Source organism: Paenibacillus sp. JNUCC 35 (assembly GCF_058269095.1).
Genome location: NZ_CM177771.1, coordinates 5772783 through 5788406 on the forward strand (window position 1 = coordinate 5772783; position 15624 = coordinate 5788406).

A 15624-nucleotide genomic window follows, 5' to 3' on the forward strand; every position below is an offset into this window, starting at 1 on the left:
CTTTTTAATTAAATTAATGAAATTATTTACATTTTTACTAGAAGTGATAAGCTTTTTTTGAAAGAACCCATACAACTATAAAGGATGTGTGCCGTTTGAAGAAAATGAAGACCGCCCTCGCTTCCAGTCTCACTCTGCTGTCCCTTGTAGTCTCTCTCGCCCCTGTGTCCGCTTCGTCAAATAACCGGGAGCTGGAGAAAGAAGTCGCCGCCGAAATTACCGGCCAGGAGCGTCAGATCATGATCGACGTCATGAAGAACCTTCCCAAAGAAGAGCGCGAAAATGTCATTTACATCGACGACAACGGGCAAATTCATGCAAACAAGATAGAATTGAAAGATGTCTTCGGCAAAGTAGCTGTATCGGAAGAGAATACCATAGCCGTCAGCAACAATGAAACCTTCACCCTGCCGACAAGCACCGACTCGCCGGCACTGAACAAGAGCGCTTCCGTTACCCCGCTGGCGGGTTATGCCTGTGGAGAAGCGGGCGGCCCGTACAGACGCGTTTTCTCGAATCCCGGTTATTCCTGGTGGTCCGGCAATGTATACCTGCCTTCCAGCGCCAACAATGAAGTCTACGTGAACAACGCTTCTTCCAACGATACTCCTTACATTTATACGGGTGGACACGCCAGCAACGGAGCCTCCGAAGTCGATGCCGGATTCCAGTACAGCAAAACTTACAACAACTGGGCCCACTCGATCTTTACCGGCGGTGTCTACTACCATAACAACTCGTTCCGCTTCAAGGCCGGACAAAATCTTACGTTCAAATTCTACGTACCGGCAGACGGACAAGTCGCTCTATATGCCGCAGGTACCCGGTATGACACGAATGCGGCGGACAACTACACCGTTGTAACCAATGCGTCCGGCTGGAAAAAAAGCGGTGCCGGCAACGAGCTCAAACGGATCACGGCCATCGCGAGCAACGCCTCCAAGCCTTACAGCACCGGTACCTACCTGAAAAACGTCAAATGGTCGAATTCCATGATCGGCACCAGCTCGACCAGCAATCATCAATGGCTCGCGGCAGATACGGGCGGCTACTGCACCTATCCGAACTCCACCCAGGTCAGCGTGAACTATGTCAACGCGGGTGAGGAGACCGTCAGCATCAACATGAACTAGCTGGGGCTGCTTTCCATTCTATTCGTTCCCGCACTATTTCCATAAACTAATCCCTTCGGGCAGGGCTTAAATAAGATAATCGGCCCTCCGTACGAAAACAGAAAAGGTATATCCCCCGTCTTGAGGAGGATATACCTTTTTGCTAGTTGGTTTACCCGAGCAGAGGAAAAAATTATTTCTCTATTTGAGACCATCACGCGTATCTCCGCAGAATACCGCCCTCCTTATTCCCATATAGTGTAAACGCAACCTGATTTTAAATCCCACTAAAAACAGAGGAGATGAGTTGATGAGAGTAAAAAAATGGGTGCTTGGTTTAATGACAGCCGCCCTGCTGTCGTTAACGCTGTTAATCAGCGGAGCAGCCGCAGCGCCGGTAACGAGTGTGCACAGTATCTGGTCTACGAAACCTATTCAGGTCATAGACAACGGTACTGCTTACAAAGCTAAAGCGGGAAATGTCATCATCAGTTGGACGAATGAGCCCCTGTCCTCGGGTGACAGCGGTTTCTTCAACGCTATCGTTCAAGCCAATGGAAGCCAGTATGAGTTCCGGCTCGTGTCGTTCGGCTCCAGCACAAACGATGAGATTGTAGGCAAATTCGACATTTACAAAAATTCCACCCTTGTCGCCTCTTCCGTGGCCGGAACCGCTTACGGATTGAGCCAGCCGGTCGGAAGCTATTTCAAGTTCTACGACACGACCCAGCAGTGGCATGTCTCGGCTTATATTACGAGCCGGTTCGATTATTAAAATCCTAGTGAGAAATAGGGCTGTGTAAACCCAGACCCCCCGTCACCGGAACAAGGGCTGCCGTGTAAAAAGGTACATTTCCCTTCATTTTAAGGGAGATGTACCTTTTTTAGATCGCGGCATCCTGATAACCGACTTCCTTTACTTGTTCATTTAATAAACGGAGCCTTCAAATTCCCTCATTTTATCCATTTTAATTCTATCCGTTTCATCTTGTGGAACAGTATTCAGGTACCCAGTTTTCTGGTATCAATTGATTGATTGTTTCTGCTATCTCTCTATATAAATCATTCATCTGCCGTTCCATCCTGCTAACCTCCCGGATGCCATTTGCCCACTCAACAGCGTTCCTCATCTTAGGAATAATACTGTACATATCTTTCTTTTGAAGGAATTCTTTCATCATGCAGAAGATCTGTTTGCAGCAATTTAGTTTTATTCTCTAGCTTGGCAATGAAAAGCGCATAAAAGTCACCAGAGGTCGGATAAGAAAATAACCCGTATCCCCTTTTTGATATAATTTTATTAGTTTCCTTTATCTTGTCAGGTAACAATTCATATTCAAACGCTCCAAGCTCCTCAAGTTCTTCTTGTGAAGCTAATTCAAGGTTACGAGCAAATTCATAATCCAAAATGTAATCCACGATCTCGCGATCATCCTCACCTTTGTAATCAACATAGAGAAATTGCTTCGTAGACAGTCCATATTTTAACATACACTCATGTATATCGAATGCCTCTGGGTCACCTAAAATCGCTTCTACATCTTTCCTATCATCAAATATGAGCCGCACGATATCTTTACCTGACATGCTTATTTCCTCCGTTAAAATTATTGGAACAATTCCCCGTGTTTATTGGGAATATATTCGGGATAGTTCTTGCGATAGAAAGTATCGATAAGACGCAGTAAAGGGTCCCATTCCGGATAGGGTTCGGGATCTTTAGGGTTAATCTATTTCTTTATTCTGGCACTATGTAGAGACTAATTCATGGCCCCCAAAAGGAAACCTTAATAGACTTAGCGCCAATCAAGGTCAACTCATTGTTTGAACCATCATAACGGAAGATGAGATTAATTATTGTCAAGCTGCAGTTCCATTGAATCCCTTTCAGCACCATATCCACTCTTATAATTAATCAATCCTTTACTGCTTTCCCATATAAACGATTCATAATATCCAGTAGAAACTTGATTATTAAATGAGTGATATTCTCGTTTATCTCCATTTACTTCAAGATAGTGATGCCATCCTGGTTCATTTTTGCTTAAAGTATCTTTTATTTCTTGCTCCTGACAAACAATGACACTACCACTTGGCATTTCTTCACTTGATTTTAGCTTAATAAGATTATCTTTTGTTGGTTCTATTTTATATACTTTATCTTTCTGAACATAAAAATATCCTAAACTCAACCGCTCATTAGGAACACTTTCTATAGGGTCAAGCTTCAACTCATATAATTTACCATATTTAAGATTATCCACTACATTAATTTTCAATATCACATCTTTTTCAACAATATCATCAAATAGAAATTGTCCTTTATATTTCAACTGTGAGACACCGCTTTTAAAGAAAAATGAGTTACCAATAGTCTCTTCATTAGTATTTTTAGTGTTATTAGAACCATCCACTTGATTATTATTTGAATTAGCTTGTATTGATGGCTGTACATTATTTGCATTGCTGCCTTGATTCGAATAATTTGGAGATTTCGCACAGCCAGAAACCAAAACAATTCCAAGGGCTATAATTATTGAGATATTTTTCATCATGGTTCTCCTCAAATTAATTTTTTACTTATAATACACTGAGATACAGAATACCCGTTGATCGAGTATTCTGTATTTCATGTCAAAGTTTTAATACCAAACAAAATTCTTCAGCTTCTTCGTTGTTAGCGATTGAAATAGAGCCTCTCCAATTATAATATCCTAATCCATTGTATGATTCAGCAAATGCCATCATCGCAGCCATATCATTAGAATCTGAAGTTAAACTATATTTGTCCCTGAGTGATTGCTTTTCTAACAATGCATCTACAGCAGCATCGGTAAAGTTATCAAGATTTTTCCCTACTGGTACATGCGTTGTTGGTTGTCCAAGCTTTTTTCTCCTCATATATTTTTTTGAAATTATTAATATCCCAATTAAATTTGTTCGTATCAATCGAATTAATCTGAGATATTAAATCCACTTCTTGTTTATATAACTTACTGCTGTTGTATAATGTTTCGTTAATAGCATTTTGTAAAGCTATATTAGACAACAAAAAAGCAGTAACTGGGTTACCAATTACCGCATAGCGATGTCAAACAATTTGTGTACTATATTATCACAACTATTTTATTTTCTACGATGTTTCTAAAATTCGAATAATTTCTCATCATATTATTACCGTATGCACTTACAGCCTTATTGCCATTTATCATACTCTCATAATTTTCTTTAAATTCTTTTTTTATCGACTCGTCTAAGCTAGCATAGTATCTTTCAGTGGCTTCTTCTGCTAACTCACGTGAACCATACCTTAAGATAAAACTAATATCAACCACATAACCATTTGGAGGATAAAATCCTCTCACAGCAACTTGTTTAACAAAGTTATCCAGATCATTCATACAGCATTCTACAATCGGTATGAATACACTATCTAACCAATTAGTGAATTCTTTAACGGTATGTTCCCAATTTTCCTCATTTGCGATATTCCAATATAATTGACCACTTGGAACATTGCATTGACGGGTATTAATATGAAATATTTTATCTTTCGATTTTAATGGGATAATTGCACATTCACCATAAAATGCTACGTTTTTATCAGATATATTATTCCAACTTGTATAAAAAAACACCTTATACATGAAATTCTTATCTTTTTTTGTCATCCAATGACCTGACTTAGAATATTTCCATCCACTGTCTGTATACTTTTCAGATATTAAACTGCATACGTTATCAAACGCTTCGTTTGCTTTCATATTTACACCTCAGTCTAAATGGTCTGCATTCATTAAAAAGGGTCAATCATGGTAATATATGACCATAATCAATCTGTTCGGTGCATCGAAATAGCGTTATTTAACGCTCCTCCAAACAGTAGCCACTTCAAAAATTACTTACCTATTCGCTAAAGACTAGGTGGAAACAAAGAAAAAACAGGTCAATCATAGCAGAAACCCACCATAACCGACCTGTATATTTTTAGTGAAGAGATTACTGATAAGAATTTATTACACGTATTCGTTCAGAAATTATTGCCGACGCTGGGGCAATCCGCTCCGAACCTAATTTTCGAGATAAATGCTTTACGAAATCATGAATACCTCGATTCTCAAGCGTGACTGTTATAGACTTTTTGTTCGATCTGATAACAATGGCCCCACCGTAAAGCGTAGTGCTCTCAACTCTAGTAATATCGGCAAATCGTATTGTTTTCTTTCCATACCATTTGTACGTACGGATTGTCTCTTCATTTATAACCATCTTAGAAATTGCCGCTCCAATCGAACAGAATCCAAGAATCAGCGCAATCATTCCACATGCGGCAACTGCTTCTTCTTTTATCTTGGGGTCAAAAAATAATACAACTGTAACGGCAACAAAGACTAGAGCAAGAAGAAAGACTCCCCATTTGATAAACCAGTGAGGGGAAATCACCATCTCCCCATTTCGATTTATTTTGGCCGGTTTTAGGCAGGATGCCCACATTCTTATTTTCATCTTATGTGAAAGCTTCTGAACCAAATTGTGTTCCAATATGATTCCTCCATTTCAAAATTTGTTGATTATTTGATGATAGTGCCAAACATACCCTGCTGGTGGTTTGTTGGAGAAGCTAACTTCATTGTTCTCCTTATAGGGCTTGCATCTCTTTTTACGTAGAGACTACAGCACTTGGTTTTTTCCAAGCAACTATCCCTCACTTGATTTTGGGCATAACGAAGACCGCCACTTAAAGATGGCAGTCATCATGAAGCTTATTATACCATCTTTAAAATCTCTTCTCTAACAGCATCATCGAATATGGCTCCCTCTACAATAGCGCCTTTCCAAGAAACATCGTTAAGTTTTACATTTGTAAAGTTTGCCCCTGTAAAATTCCCGTTACAAAGTATGGCTCCTGTTAAGTTCCCACCTGTGAAATTAGCATAACTAGCATCTACCTCAGATAAATTCGCACTTATAAAATCTGATTCTTCAAAATTGCCGCTTACAAGATTAGCCCCTCTCAGATCTGATTCATCAAAATAGGCTTTTGAGGCACTTATTCCATGTAAATTGGCTTGACGGAAAGTGGCTTTTATCAAGGTTGATCCTGACAAATTACCATTACACAGTTCAACTTCATCAAAACATGTCTCTATGCATGTACTTATTTTTATTTCAGCATCTTTCATTTGTGCATTACGTAGAGTTGCTTCGCTCAAGACACAATCAGCAATATCGGCACCCTCAAAATTACAGCTATCAAAATTAGCTGAAAGAAATTCACAGTCCCGAAGGGACGCCCCAATAAGAGACGAAGCTCTTAAATTTACATCGTTAGCAAATATACGATTTGCAATGACCCCCGTTAAATCTGAAAACGAAAGATTCATACCACTCACTTCCAAGCCATCGATAAGTTCATTATTGTATCGGGATTTATTTAGTATTCCCAATATGTTCGATCTTTCATCGTTTTGATTATTCATTTCCCACACCACCATTCAAACACATTTATCCTTCCAAATACTTCTTCCATGCGGAATTGGGACTAAATGATACTCCCATGTGATCTTCATCAAAACTGGGCAAAGCAAGGACATGAGCTGAGTGTAAATAATTCATTACATTCAACCACTTATCTAGAAGAATCTCTTTTTCTGCCTCCCAAGGTTTATCCATAATATCAATACGGATTCCTCCCCAGCTAAGTTCAGTTACAATTCCAGGAGATTTTTTCAAGAAATCTCTTCCAAATAAATCTAATATGTGACCACCAAAATAGGTTCGTATTCCTACACCCAGCGGTCCACTTGGAAGAAATTTTACCGGCACAGGCTGTGAGCATAAATTCATCCACATATGCTGACGCTCCCTCTCAGAATTCCAGGGATATGTTGGAGGCCAAAAAATATGAGTCACTCCCCATCGAGGTTTAACATTTTCGGCAATTTGATCGGATAGGTCAAAGAAAACTGGCCACAATTTTTGAGGCATAGACTTATTAAACTCAAAATCCAAGTAAGAACGTGGATTTGTCAGCAAACTAAAACTCCCAGAATACTTGACGGATTTATCCCTATGAAGATTAATTTCAGATACCCTACGTTCCATGATCGCTTTTTCAATGATTTCATCACGATTATATTCTACACGTATCGTCTCACTATTCCCCCATTGAGTGGGGGTAAACTTGGTATTATTTTCAAATACACTTAGTAAATTACCAAGAACCTGTTCATCGCATATAGATACTGTTGGATACATACTTATGGAAAATAAATTTGGGTCTTTCCAGCTCATCATTTATAATTGCCTCCTTTTTCATCCATAAATCTCAAGCCATAATTAACTATGACTATAGTTTACAGAGTTTTCCAACGTCCACCATTAGGTAAATCCTTATTGTATTCCCATACATGCGTTATTTTTCCTGTTTTAAGATCGGTATAAAATACATCGCTATCTTTTCCTAATGGATCTCCAAATCTGCAGTGCTCATGAATTTCCAAATCTGCATAGCGTTCGTCCTTTCCTTCACTCATTTGGTGGTGCGTGGTGCACATGGGTGGTAGCCATAGACATAACAAAAAAAAGGCCAATCATGGAAATATATGACCATAATCGACCTGCCCGATAACTAACAGCAATGTTGTTTTCATTATAATATTCACGCCTTCATGCAATCACTGCTGCTTATACGCACGCACTCAAAAAGCATAATTATAAATCAACAGCGTTCCTCATCTTAGAAATAATTCATATTCATACTCTCCAAGCTCCTCAAGTTCTTCTTGTGAAGCTAATTCAATGTTACGAGCAAATTCATAATCTAAAATGTAATCCACGATCTCGCGATCATCCTCACCTTTATAATCAAGATAGAGAAATTTCTTCGTAGACAGTCCATATTTTAATAGGCCCTCGTGGATATCAAAAACTTCTGGGTCACCTAAAATCGCTTCTACATCTTTCGTATCATCAAATATGAGCCGCACGATATCTTCATCCGACATGCTGGTATCCTTCGTAAAAATTATTGGAAAAATTCCCCATGTCTATTGGGAATATATTCGGGATAGTTCTTGCGATAGAAGTTATCGATAAGACGCAGAAAAGGGTCCCACTCTGGATATGTCTGCTTGGGCTTAGTCGCCCGACTCATTCGGCACTGGGTAGCCATAGTTACAGTATTACTTCCCCCAGTATATCCCTAATTCCTCAAATGAAGTCATACTCTCACTCAAACCCTCAGGACTTTCTGTTTGAATTGTTTCAATCTTACTTTTTGATAAAATGATGTTTTCATGAGGATTATTTACTTTCCTATCATATATGGACTTTAACAAATCTACTTGTTCAGGGGTCATCTCATAATAATCTCGCCAAGATTCAATTGCAGAGTCGCTTTCCATAATCTGCCTCTCTAATAAATATCCACCACATTGCACCATTCTTACGATATTATCAACTGAAGTAATAGTATCATTATCACCCCAAAATGCAGTAGTGATAGATGGTGAGGTCGTGCCATCTTCATCCTCATCAAGAAGATATTCTAAAGTTTCATTCTTAGCCAACTCAAGGACATCCTTTGGTGCACCTGTAAAAAAATCTAAAGCTGTAGGGATATCTGTTCGAGTAAAGTTGTCCTTTCGAAATGCCCCAACAAAATAATTATCTTTGAAAGTAATAGTTCCTCTTCCTCCCGAACCATCGACAACACTATAATTTTCACCATCCCATGAATGTTCGTATGATAATTCAGGATAGTGAGCAACCATTATTGCATGTGCTATCGATGCAAGTATACAACCGCTAAATAAATTGTTTTTATTTAATTGACTATTTAATATCACAGGTTTCATTTTTTTCTCCTTTTCGGTTTAGTTGGTGGTACTTTCTTGCTTGGTTTATCAAGATTTGAGGGTAACTTATTTGATTTGTCTCGATTTTCTTTTCGAGATAATACTTGAGCATTAACAGCCCTTTCAAAAATTTCTTACTTGTTTGATGAAGACTAGGTGGAAACAAAGAAAAAACAGGTCAATCATAGCAGCAACTCACCATAACCGACCTGTATATTTTTAGTGAAGAGATTACTGGTAAGAATTTATTACACGTATTCGTTCAGAAATTATTGCCGCCGCTTGGGCAATCCGCTCCGAACCTAATTTTCGAGATAAATGCTTTACGAAATCATGAATACCTCGATTCTCAAGCGTGACTGTTATAGACTTTTTGTTCGATCTGATAACAATGGCTCCACCGTAAAGCGTAGTGCTCTCAACTCTAGTAATATCGGCAAAACGTATTGTTTTCTTTCCATACCATTTGTACGTACGGATTGTGCCTTCATTTATAACCATCTTAGAGATCGCCGCTCCAATCGAACAGAATCCAAGAATCAGCGCAATCATACCACATGCGGCAACTGCTTCTTCTTTTATCTCTGGGTCAAAAAGTAATACAACTGTAACGGCAACAAAGACTAGAGCAAATAGAAAGACTCCCCATTTGATAAACCAGTGAGGGGAAATCACCATCTCCCCATTTCGATTTATTTTGGCGGGTTTTAGGCAGGACGCCCACATTCTTATTTTCATCTTATATGAAAGCTTCTGAACCAAATTGATTTCCAATATGATTTCTCCATTTCAAAATTTGTTGATTAGGTACACTTTTCAAGTATTACTGTGCGTTCAAACAAAATGCCGAAATCTTTATACGGGCGTTACATAGGTTAAATGTGTTATTGGTTGAATAAATGACTTACTCGGCAATGGGCGGTTTTTTTTGAACAGCCGTCGCTTGTATGTTTGTGTTATTTGAGATATAACGGTAACTAAAAAGAGCAAACACGGGCGGTTAGCTCGCATTGTGGCGTTGTAGTTTGTATAAGAAGAGTATTCGATTGCGCCTATACACTACCATGGTATCAAACCGTTATTACAAATATGAGGGTGTACTCATTGTACCAAACGTTGACAACGCCAACATTAGGATGAAACTTTGCATATACGCACGGTGAAAGCTTTAATTGTTTTTATTAACATATAATTCAGCTAGTAAGGTTTCGCCAATATTGTCGATTTGTTTATCTAAATCACCTGCTACAAACCCACGCAAAGAATTATTTCTACTATCGATGTAAAAGCTAATGCCGTCTTTAAAACCTATGTGATGGGTTAGGTCACTAAACCATGCTCTTTGAAAATCATATGTTTTTGAAAATTTATCAATTATGCCAAAAACATCCGATTCATTGTGCTTCTTTATTGCTTCTTTAAGCATGTTAGGTGTTCCAGCAAAGATTATACACTTATCATAATTTAATCTTTCGTATTTACTAAACGCACATTGAAATAAGAATTTTTCAAAGTTATCTGCAAAATAACTTAAAAACTGGCTATCCTCATCAGTCATAACAATCTGAGGATTATCAGTTTGGGTAAAATCAAATGATAGTTGACCATAAAATGATTCAGTTTGAAAAAATGTATATATTTATCACTTAAAGTGTCTGGTTCTTCCTCATGTATCCCTTCATAAGAATTAATTATCTCAGAAATTGAAGCATATCCTGCAAGTTGAGTTTTTAGTAAACCCTTATCATCCTGCCCCATATAATTTAAATAAATCTCATATTCTTTAGGGAAATGATAGTTATATTTATTAATTTGTGTTAGATTTTTTAGCGTATCTATGTCCTCTTTTTTTGCTGGTTCTATTTCATTTACCCATTTCTCATCAAATCTTGATATATATTTTGATAATCGTTCAAAAAGATTTGTACAATCTCCTATGGGTGGGATGTGATTATTTTTTATCGGCATTTGCATATTTCATGTACTCCTCTGAGCGCCAAACAGTATCCATACCTGTTATTTTACTTGAGTTATCATGTGCAGTATTTACTACTTTTGACCTACACGTTTTGTGCTTCTGCAGTAGTCTCTGGATTTCTAGGTGGGTATGAGGCTACGTTACCCGTCCCCTAAGTTTAATCCTTTATTGTGGTATAAAAAGATGATAGTCGGTTTCACCAACTATCATCCTACTATTCAATCATTATGATGTTTTATGAGAGTAGACACGTAGTGATATTTGTTCAGCATGCATATCTAAAGTTTACTTTTGACTATTTCCATGACTCCTTCATCAAATATAGCCCCATCTATTAAAGCACCTGTCCAAACTACACCATCAAGCATGGTATTTCTAAAATCTGCTTCTTCGAAATTCCCCTCTGTGAGGGTTGCACCTGTAAGATCTGCATTAGAAAAACTAGCTTGTTGAGCATTTATTCTAGATAAATTCGCGTTTTTAAATGACGAGTTACTAAACGATGATCCAATTACTTCCCCATCAGAAAAGTCAACTTCATCAAAGCAAGTTCCTCTGCACATACTTATATTAATCTTGGCTCCTTTTAAAATAGCTTTATAAAGGTTCGCTCCATTTAGAACACAATCTCCCATATCTATCTTCTCTAAGTTACTGTTGCTGAAATCAGTTTGTTCAAAATCACAATCGAGAAAGGAGGCTCTTATTAATGATGATGCTCTAAGATTTACTCTTACCGCCTGAATACAGTCTCCCATTACCTCAGATAAGTCAGTATAAGCTAAATCTACACCGCTCATCTCTAGTCCATAAATAACTTCCTTGTTTATTTTATAACTATTCAATATTTTCAAGACATTACTTCGATCCTGTTGCCCTGTCATTTTAACCACACCCCATCTGCACTTTACCTATTGAGATAGTTTTGCCAAGCGGCGCTAGGACTAAACGTTGCGCCCATCCGATTATTGGAAAATTTCGGAACAGCTATTGCGCCAGAGGTTTCTAAATATTTCATTACTTGCAACCACTTGTTAAGTAATTCACTAGAATCAGCTTCCCATGGCTTCTCAATTACATCCATACAAATTCCTTCCCAATCAAACTCAGATACATGACCAGGTGAATTTTTCAAATACTCTCTTCCAAACAGTTCAAGAACATTATTACTAAAATAAGTTCGAGATCCTACTCCCAAAGGACCGTTCTGCAGAAACTCCACTGGTACTGGTTGTGAACACAAATTCATCCATATTTGATTACGTTCATTTTCAGTATTCCAAGGATATGCTGTTGGCCAAAATATATTTGTAATTCCGTAACGAGGTTTTGCAATATTTGATATTTTGTCAGATATCTCAAAAAACATCGACCAATGTTTTTTAGAAAGGGATTTATGGAAATTAAAATATAAAAATGATCGATTACTGAGATTTACATGGAAATAACCGGAATATTTGATAGACTTATCTCGATGAAGATGAATTTCTGTTATTCTTCGTTCTGTAACTTTCTCAATAATTTCATTTCGATTATACTCGACCTTAATCCGTTCATCATTTCCCCAATGGGTAGGAACAAGCTTTTCATCTGACTCAAAAACATCTAAAATACGACCTAGCACCTCTTCATTACTAAAAGATACTGTTGGATACATTTCAATTAAAAATAAATTTGGTGTCATTTCTATCCTCCGCTCAAAGAAATCAATCACATGAATCAGGGATCTATCCAGTAACCCCCACCTTGAATGCTTTCATCCACTTTCCAAATGCGAATAATCTTACCACTTTCAGGATCGACATAATAAACCGTGCTCTCTTTTCCCAATGGCGCACTAGGTCTCGGTCTAGCAGGAATTGCATCTAATTTAGGGCTATCACTTGAAATAGTCACAATATGCTTACCATTGCCCGCCTCAAGCATTTCTCTTTCAGCCCGCATTTGACTATCATTATAAACAACTTGATCATCGGAACCGGATTTGTGTTTATGGTCATGGATAAGATCAATTTCACCTTTTCCGTTTCGTGCAATACTATCTGGACGAGTAAGATGTCCTTCACTTGATTCGAAGGTAACAACTTCACCAGTATTATTATCTTCCAATTTTCTACCTAATTGCTCTTCGAGTGCATTTCTACCTTTAATCTCCTGTTCTATTCCATTTGCTCTATTCTTTCTTAATTGTTCAGTTAATGCATCCCACTTTTTACGAGAAACCGGCTTTTCACCGTTGTCCAGCTTCTCTTCACAATAACGCTCATACCGAGCATCATCGGCTGCTTTCTGATCTCCTCGTGCGTTCGCTTCATCAATTTTTTGCCGATAATACTTTTTCCTATCTAGAGGTAGTCCTTCACCGCTAGGTTTACCCGTCCCCTCAGACTTAACGGCTGTTGCTTCTTTCGCCGCCTTATCCTCCATTTCCTTCATGTAGGCCTTGTAATTTTCGTGTATGTCCGAATAATAAGGTTTTGGACCTTTTTCTGCTTTGGATAGTTGAATATTGGGTGTTGACCCGATGCCAACTAACGCTGGTTGTCTCTGTCCAAACGAAATGCCGCTGAGTCCGTCTATATAACTCTTAGCTTCTTGCAAATACTTTTTCCCGAGATTACTTCCTGCTTGGGCCAAATCCCCCATCTTTAGGTACAATTTTGTTCCAACTGAAAGAGCACCATCCTTGACCCACTTAACAGCTGGTCCAGCCGCTGCAAAAATACCGCCAAACAGGACCCCGTCTTTAAATGCGCCCATACCTCCTGCTAAGGTTGGCTCCCGGCCCTCCATAAGTTCAGATGCCACATAGCCTGTATAATTATCTACACCGCCTATAAATAGCATGGCCCCAAGCCTTTGCGCGACCTGTCCGCCAGTCTGTGGCAATAGCGACCCTCCGGCTCCCCCAAGGCTTCCAAAAGGACCGAATATCGCACCACATACAGCTCCTATTGTAGCTCCCTTTAAGGCATTAAAGAGGTAATCGCCAACGCCACTGAACTCGCCTTTAGCAATATCGGAAGCAGCAGTACTTGCTATTGCTCCGACTGCTCCAATAGCAGCACCTATCGCTGCTCCTACAAGAACAGCTCCTACACCGAAGGTTGCAACGGATAGAGCAACGACGGCCACTACCGCCACAACTGCAACAGCGGCTATAAGTAAGCCTCCCCAACTGAACTTCTTCTTCGGCGGCGGTTCCGGCGGAGGTGGCGGCGTCCCCTTCTGCGGCTCATCGTTGTACGGCGAGTACGAGGTCTGGTCCCTTCCCACCGCAAGTACGTTCTCGCTGAGGAAGTGGTACTCGCCTTCAATCGCAAATCCGCTCTGCGCCGCCAGCTTCTTCGCCATCAACTGGCTCGTCGCCTTAATCACGATCCGTTTGGGCGTATACAGCGAGATGTCCTCTCCGGCATTCAGCGTCAGCTTCTTATGGCTCGTGATGGTGACGCCGCTCGCATCGTCGAAGCTCAGCTTCAGCGGCTCTTTGCTGCCGCCCGCCACGTTGACGGCCGTCGGCGTCAGCTCGACTTCGCTTCCGTGCTCCGTGCCGAAATACCGGTTGCTCGGATTGCCCGTCTTGGCGCAGCTGTCTCCGTTCTTGCGCACGCAGTCGAGCACCTTCGCGTTGCCGCAGCTGTCGTCGGGCAAATACAGGCTCGCATCGGTGCCGGCCTTCGGCATGCAGTACATGGCATTGCCTGTCGGCGGCGCAAAAGCGAACCAGTGCGCCGAGGCTTTCGGCTGCTCTTTGTCGATCGTCAGGTGAAGCTTGACGAGCTCCCCTTTCACGTCGAGCACCTTGCCCTCCAGCGAGATGCCGGTCAGCTTGTCGTTATGCAGGCTCGGCTGGTACATGCCTTCCAGACGTGAAAGGCGGTACGTGTATTTCAGCTGTCCCGCTTCCATCCGGCCGACTGCCTCACTGACCCGCATCGGTTTGTCCTTGAACCGGAGCTCTTCCCCAATGGCATAGCGGCTGCCGCTTTCGAACTCATAGCCGAAGAAATCCGTATCGTGCAGCCCCGCACCGCTGCCGCCCGCTTTCTGATACGCCAACAAATCCTTAAAAGCTTTGTAGGACGTATCGGAAGGCAGCGTACGGCTTTTGAGCTTCGGGATGCCGAAACTGAATTTGGGCTGCACACTCCAGATATCGCTGATTAGTACCGTGTGAAAACGGCTCGCCAGCCGCTTGAGCAGCTCCCAGTCCGTTTCATCGTACTGGATAACCGGAGCGCCGATAGGCACGCCTGCGCCCGCTTCGCAAATTACATCGTGGCCGGGATAATCCGACAGGATGGCGGCAATCAGCGCGGGATAATCCATATCCGCCTGCTGAAAAGAACGCCGTTTCCTGCGGACATCCAGCAGATAGCTGCCTGCCATCGCCTCGATTTCAAGGGTGTACACACCCTGGGTAAACGCGGCCTGAACGTCCGTGATTAAACCTTTGAAGATGGGCTCGTCTCCATGTTCGCCGCTTTCAACTACTTGTATTTCATCCTTTAAGGAAGCTTCGAGTACCGCGCCGACATGATCCGCTTCATCTACGATGCCGCGCAGTTTCATCCGTCCGTGCTCGCCCGGCTTCCAGGTAATCTCCACATGATCAATCCGCTTCATCCGGTAGGGAGATGTTACCCTGATCTGGTCGTAACCTATCATACTC

17 protein-coding genes are annotated in these 15624 nt (G+C 40.5%); 2 read left to right on the forward strand and 15 right to left on the reverse strand.

The features are described from left to right. Positions 1–104 precede the first annotated feature (104 nt). Together AC2TF6_RS26125 and AC2TF6_RS26130 are read left to right on the forward strand one after the other, a co-directional pair. Positions 105–1133 carry a hypothetical protein gene (locus AC2TF6_RS26125; protein WP_491311719.1) on the forward strand — a complete coding sequence of 343 codons (1029 nt, stop codon included), beginning with the start codon at positions 105–107 and terminating at the stop codon, positions 1131–1133. A gap of 289 nt (positions 1134–1422) precedes the next feature. Next, positions 1423–1887 carry a hypothetical protein gene (locus AC2TF6_RS26130; RefSeq protein WP_491309148.1) on the forward strand — a complete coding sequence of 155 codons (465 nt, stop codon included), beginning with the start codon at positions 1423–1425 and terminating at the stop codon, positions 1885–1887. Positions 1888–2243: 356 nt separating this feature from the next. On the opposite strand, the gene AC2TF6_RS26135 is transcribed toward AC2TF6_RS26130, so the two are convergent. The 15 genes from AC2TF6_RS26135 to AC2TF6_RS26205 form a co-directional block, all read right to left on the reverse strand. After that, positions 2244–2699 (reverse strand): DUF6630 family protein, encoded by a 456-nt coding sequence (locus AC2TF6_RS26135; RefSeq protein ID WP_491309149.1) that lies wholly within the window; start codon positions 2697–2699, stop codon positions 2244–2246. 263 nt (positions 2700–2962) lie between these two features. Continuing rightward, the gene (locus AC2TF6_RS26140) at positions 2963–3664 is read right to left on the reverse strand and encodes a hypothetical protein (RefSeq protein ID WP_491309150.1); all 702 of its coding nucleotides are present in this window, start codon (positions 3662–3664) and stop codon (positions 2963–2965) included. Between the two features lie 82 nt (positions 3665–3746). Beyond that, complete coding sequence (locus tag AC2TF6_RS26145; protein ID WP_491309151.1) at positions 3747–4061, reverse strand: hypothetical protein; 315 nt, start codon at positions 4059–4061, stop codon at positions 3747–3749. 158 nt (positions 4062–4219) lie between these two features. Beyond that, a complete protein-coding gene (locus AC2TF6_RS26150) occupies positions 4220–4876 on the reverse strand; it encodes a hypothetical protein (protein WP_491309152.1) in 657 nt (218 codons plus the stop codon). Between the two features lie 235 nt (positions 4877–5111). Then, a complete protein-coding gene (locus AC2TF6_RS26155) occupies positions 5112–5654 on the reverse strand; it encodes a DUF6560 family protein (protein ID WP_491309153.1) in 543 nt (180 codons plus the stop codon). Positions 5655–5878: 224 nt separating this feature from the next. Further along, complete coding sequence (locus tag AC2TF6_RS26160) at positions 5879–6592, reverse strand: pentapeptide repeat-containing protein (RefSeq protein ID WP_491309154.1); 714 nt, start codon at positions 6590–6592, stop codon at positions 5879–5881. A gap of 25 nt (positions 6593–6617) precedes the next feature. After that, complete coding sequence (locus AC2TF6_RS26165; RefSeq protein ID WP_491309155.1) at positions 6618–7409, reverse strand: hypothetical protein; 792 nt, start codon at positions 7407–7409, stop codon at positions 6618–6620. Positions 7410–7846: 437 nt separating this feature from the next. After that, positions 7847–8119 carry a hypothetical protein gene (locus AC2TF6_RS26170; protein WP_491309156.1) on the reverse strand — a complete coding sequence of 91 codons (273 nt, stop codon included), beginning with the start codon at positions 8117–8119 and terminating at the stop codon, positions 7847–7849. 177 nt (positions 8120–8296) lie between these two features. Then, a complete protein-coding gene (locus tag AC2TF6_RS26175) occupies positions 8297–8971 on the reverse strand; it encodes a hypothetical protein (RefSeq protein WP_491309157.1) in 675 nt (224 codons plus the stop codon). Between the two features lie 231 nt (positions 8972–9202). Further along, positions 9203–9745 carry a hypothetical protein gene (locus AC2TF6_RS26180; RefSeq protein WP_491309158.1) on the reverse strand — a complete coding sequence of 181 codons (543 nt, stop codon included), beginning with the start codon at positions 9743–9745 and terminating at the stop codon, positions 9203–9205. 394 nt (positions 9746–10139) lie between these two features. Further along, positions 10140–10529: a hypothetical protein gene (locus AC2TF6_RS26185; protein ID WP_491309159.1), complete on the reverse strand. Its 390-nt coding sequence runs from the start codon at positions 10527–10529 to the stop codon at positions 10140–10142. Further along, on the reverse strand, positions 10526–10945 hold the full coding sequence (locus AC2TF6_RS26190) for a hypothetical protein (protein WP_491309160.1): 420 nt from the start codon (positions 10943–10945) through the stop codon (positions 10526–10528). The genes AC2TF6_RS26185 and AC2TF6_RS26190 overlap by 4 nt, the downstream gene beginning before the upstream one ends. 282 nt (positions 10946–11227) lie before the next feature. Then, entirely contained in the window at positions 11228–11833 is a 606-nt protein-coding gene (locus tag AC2TF6_RS26195; protein ID WP_491309161.1) for a pentapeptide repeat-containing protein, read from the reverse strand. A gap of 23 nt (positions 11834–11856) precedes the next feature. Further along, positions 11857–12633: a hypothetical protein gene (locus AC2TF6_RS26200; RefSeq protein WP_491309162.1), complete on the reverse strand. Its 777-nt coding sequence runs from the start codon at positions 12631–12633 to the stop codon at positions 11857–11859. A gap of 35 nt (positions 12634–12668) precedes the next feature. Beyond that, complete coding sequence (locus AC2TF6_RS26205; protein ID WP_491309163.1) at positions 12669–15620, reverse strand: hypothetical protein; 2952 nt, start codon at positions 15618–15620, stop codon at positions 12669–12671. Between the last annotated feature and the right edge of the window lie 4 nt (positions 15621–15624).

What these genes read in the sequence shown, in the direction of transcription:
- AC2TF6_RS26125 (WP_491311719.1), top strand. Translation starts at nt 105, where the DNA reads ATGAAGACCGCCCTCGCTTCCAGTCTCACTCTGCTGTCCCTTGTAGTC.
- AC2TF6_RS26130 (WP_491309148.1), top strand. Translation starts at nt 1,423, where the DNA reads ATGAGAGTAAAAAAATGGGTGCTTGGTTTAATGACAGCCGCCCTGCTG.
- AC2TF6_RS26135 (WP_491309149.1), bottom strand. Translation starts at nt 2,699, where the DNA reads ATGTCAGGTAAAGATATCGTGCGGCTCATATTTGATGATAGGAAAGAT.
- AC2TF6_RS26140 (WP_491309150.1), bottom strand. Translation starts at nt 3,664, where the DNA reads ATGAAAAATATCTCAATAATTATAGCCCTTGGAATTGTTTTGGTTTCT.
- AC2TF6_RS26150 (WP_491309152.1), bottom strand. Translation starts at nt 4,876, where the DNA reads ATGAAAGCAAACGAAGCGTTTGATAACGTATGCAGTTTAATATCTGAA.
- AC2TF6_RS26160 (WP_491309154.1), bottom strand. Translation starts at nt 6,592, where the DNA reads ATGAATAATCAAAACGATGAAAGATCGAACATATTGGGAATACTAAAT.
- AC2TF6_RS26165 (WP_491309155.1), bottom strand. Translation starts at nt 7,409, where the DNA reads ATGATGAGCTGGAAAGACCCAAATTTATTTTCCATAAGTATGTATCCA.
- AC2TF6_RS26170 (WP_491309156.1), bottom strand. Translation starts at nt 8,119, where the DNA reads ATGTCGGATGAAGATATCGTGCGGCTCATATTTGATGATACGAAAGAT.
- AC2TF6_RS26175 (WP_491309157.1), bottom strand. Translation starts at nt 8,971, where the DNA reads ATGAAACCTGTGATATTAAATAGTCAATTAAATAAAAACAATTTATTT.
- AC2TF6_RS26185 (WP_491309159.1), bottom strand. Translation starts at nt 10,529, where the DNA reads ATGACTGATGAGGATAGCCAGTTTTTAAGTTATTTTGCAGATAACTTT.
- AC2TF6_RS26190 (WP_491309160.1), bottom strand. Translation starts at nt 10,945, where the DNA reads ATGCAAATGCCGATAAAAAATAATCACATCCCACCCATAGGAGATTGT.
- AC2TF6_RS26195 (WP_491309161.1), bottom strand. Translation starts at nt 11,833, where the DNA reads ATGACAGGGCAACAGGATCGAAGTAATGTCTTGAAAATATTGAATAGT.
- AC2TF6_RS26200 (WP_491309162.1), bottom strand. Translation starts at nt 12,633, where the DNA reads ATGACACCAAATTTATTTTTAATTGAAATGTATCCAACAGTATCTTTT.
- AC2TF6_RS26205 (WP_491309163.1), bottom strand. Translation starts at nt 15,620, where the DNA reads ATGATAGGTTACGACCAGATCAGGGTAACATCTCCCTACCGGATGAAG.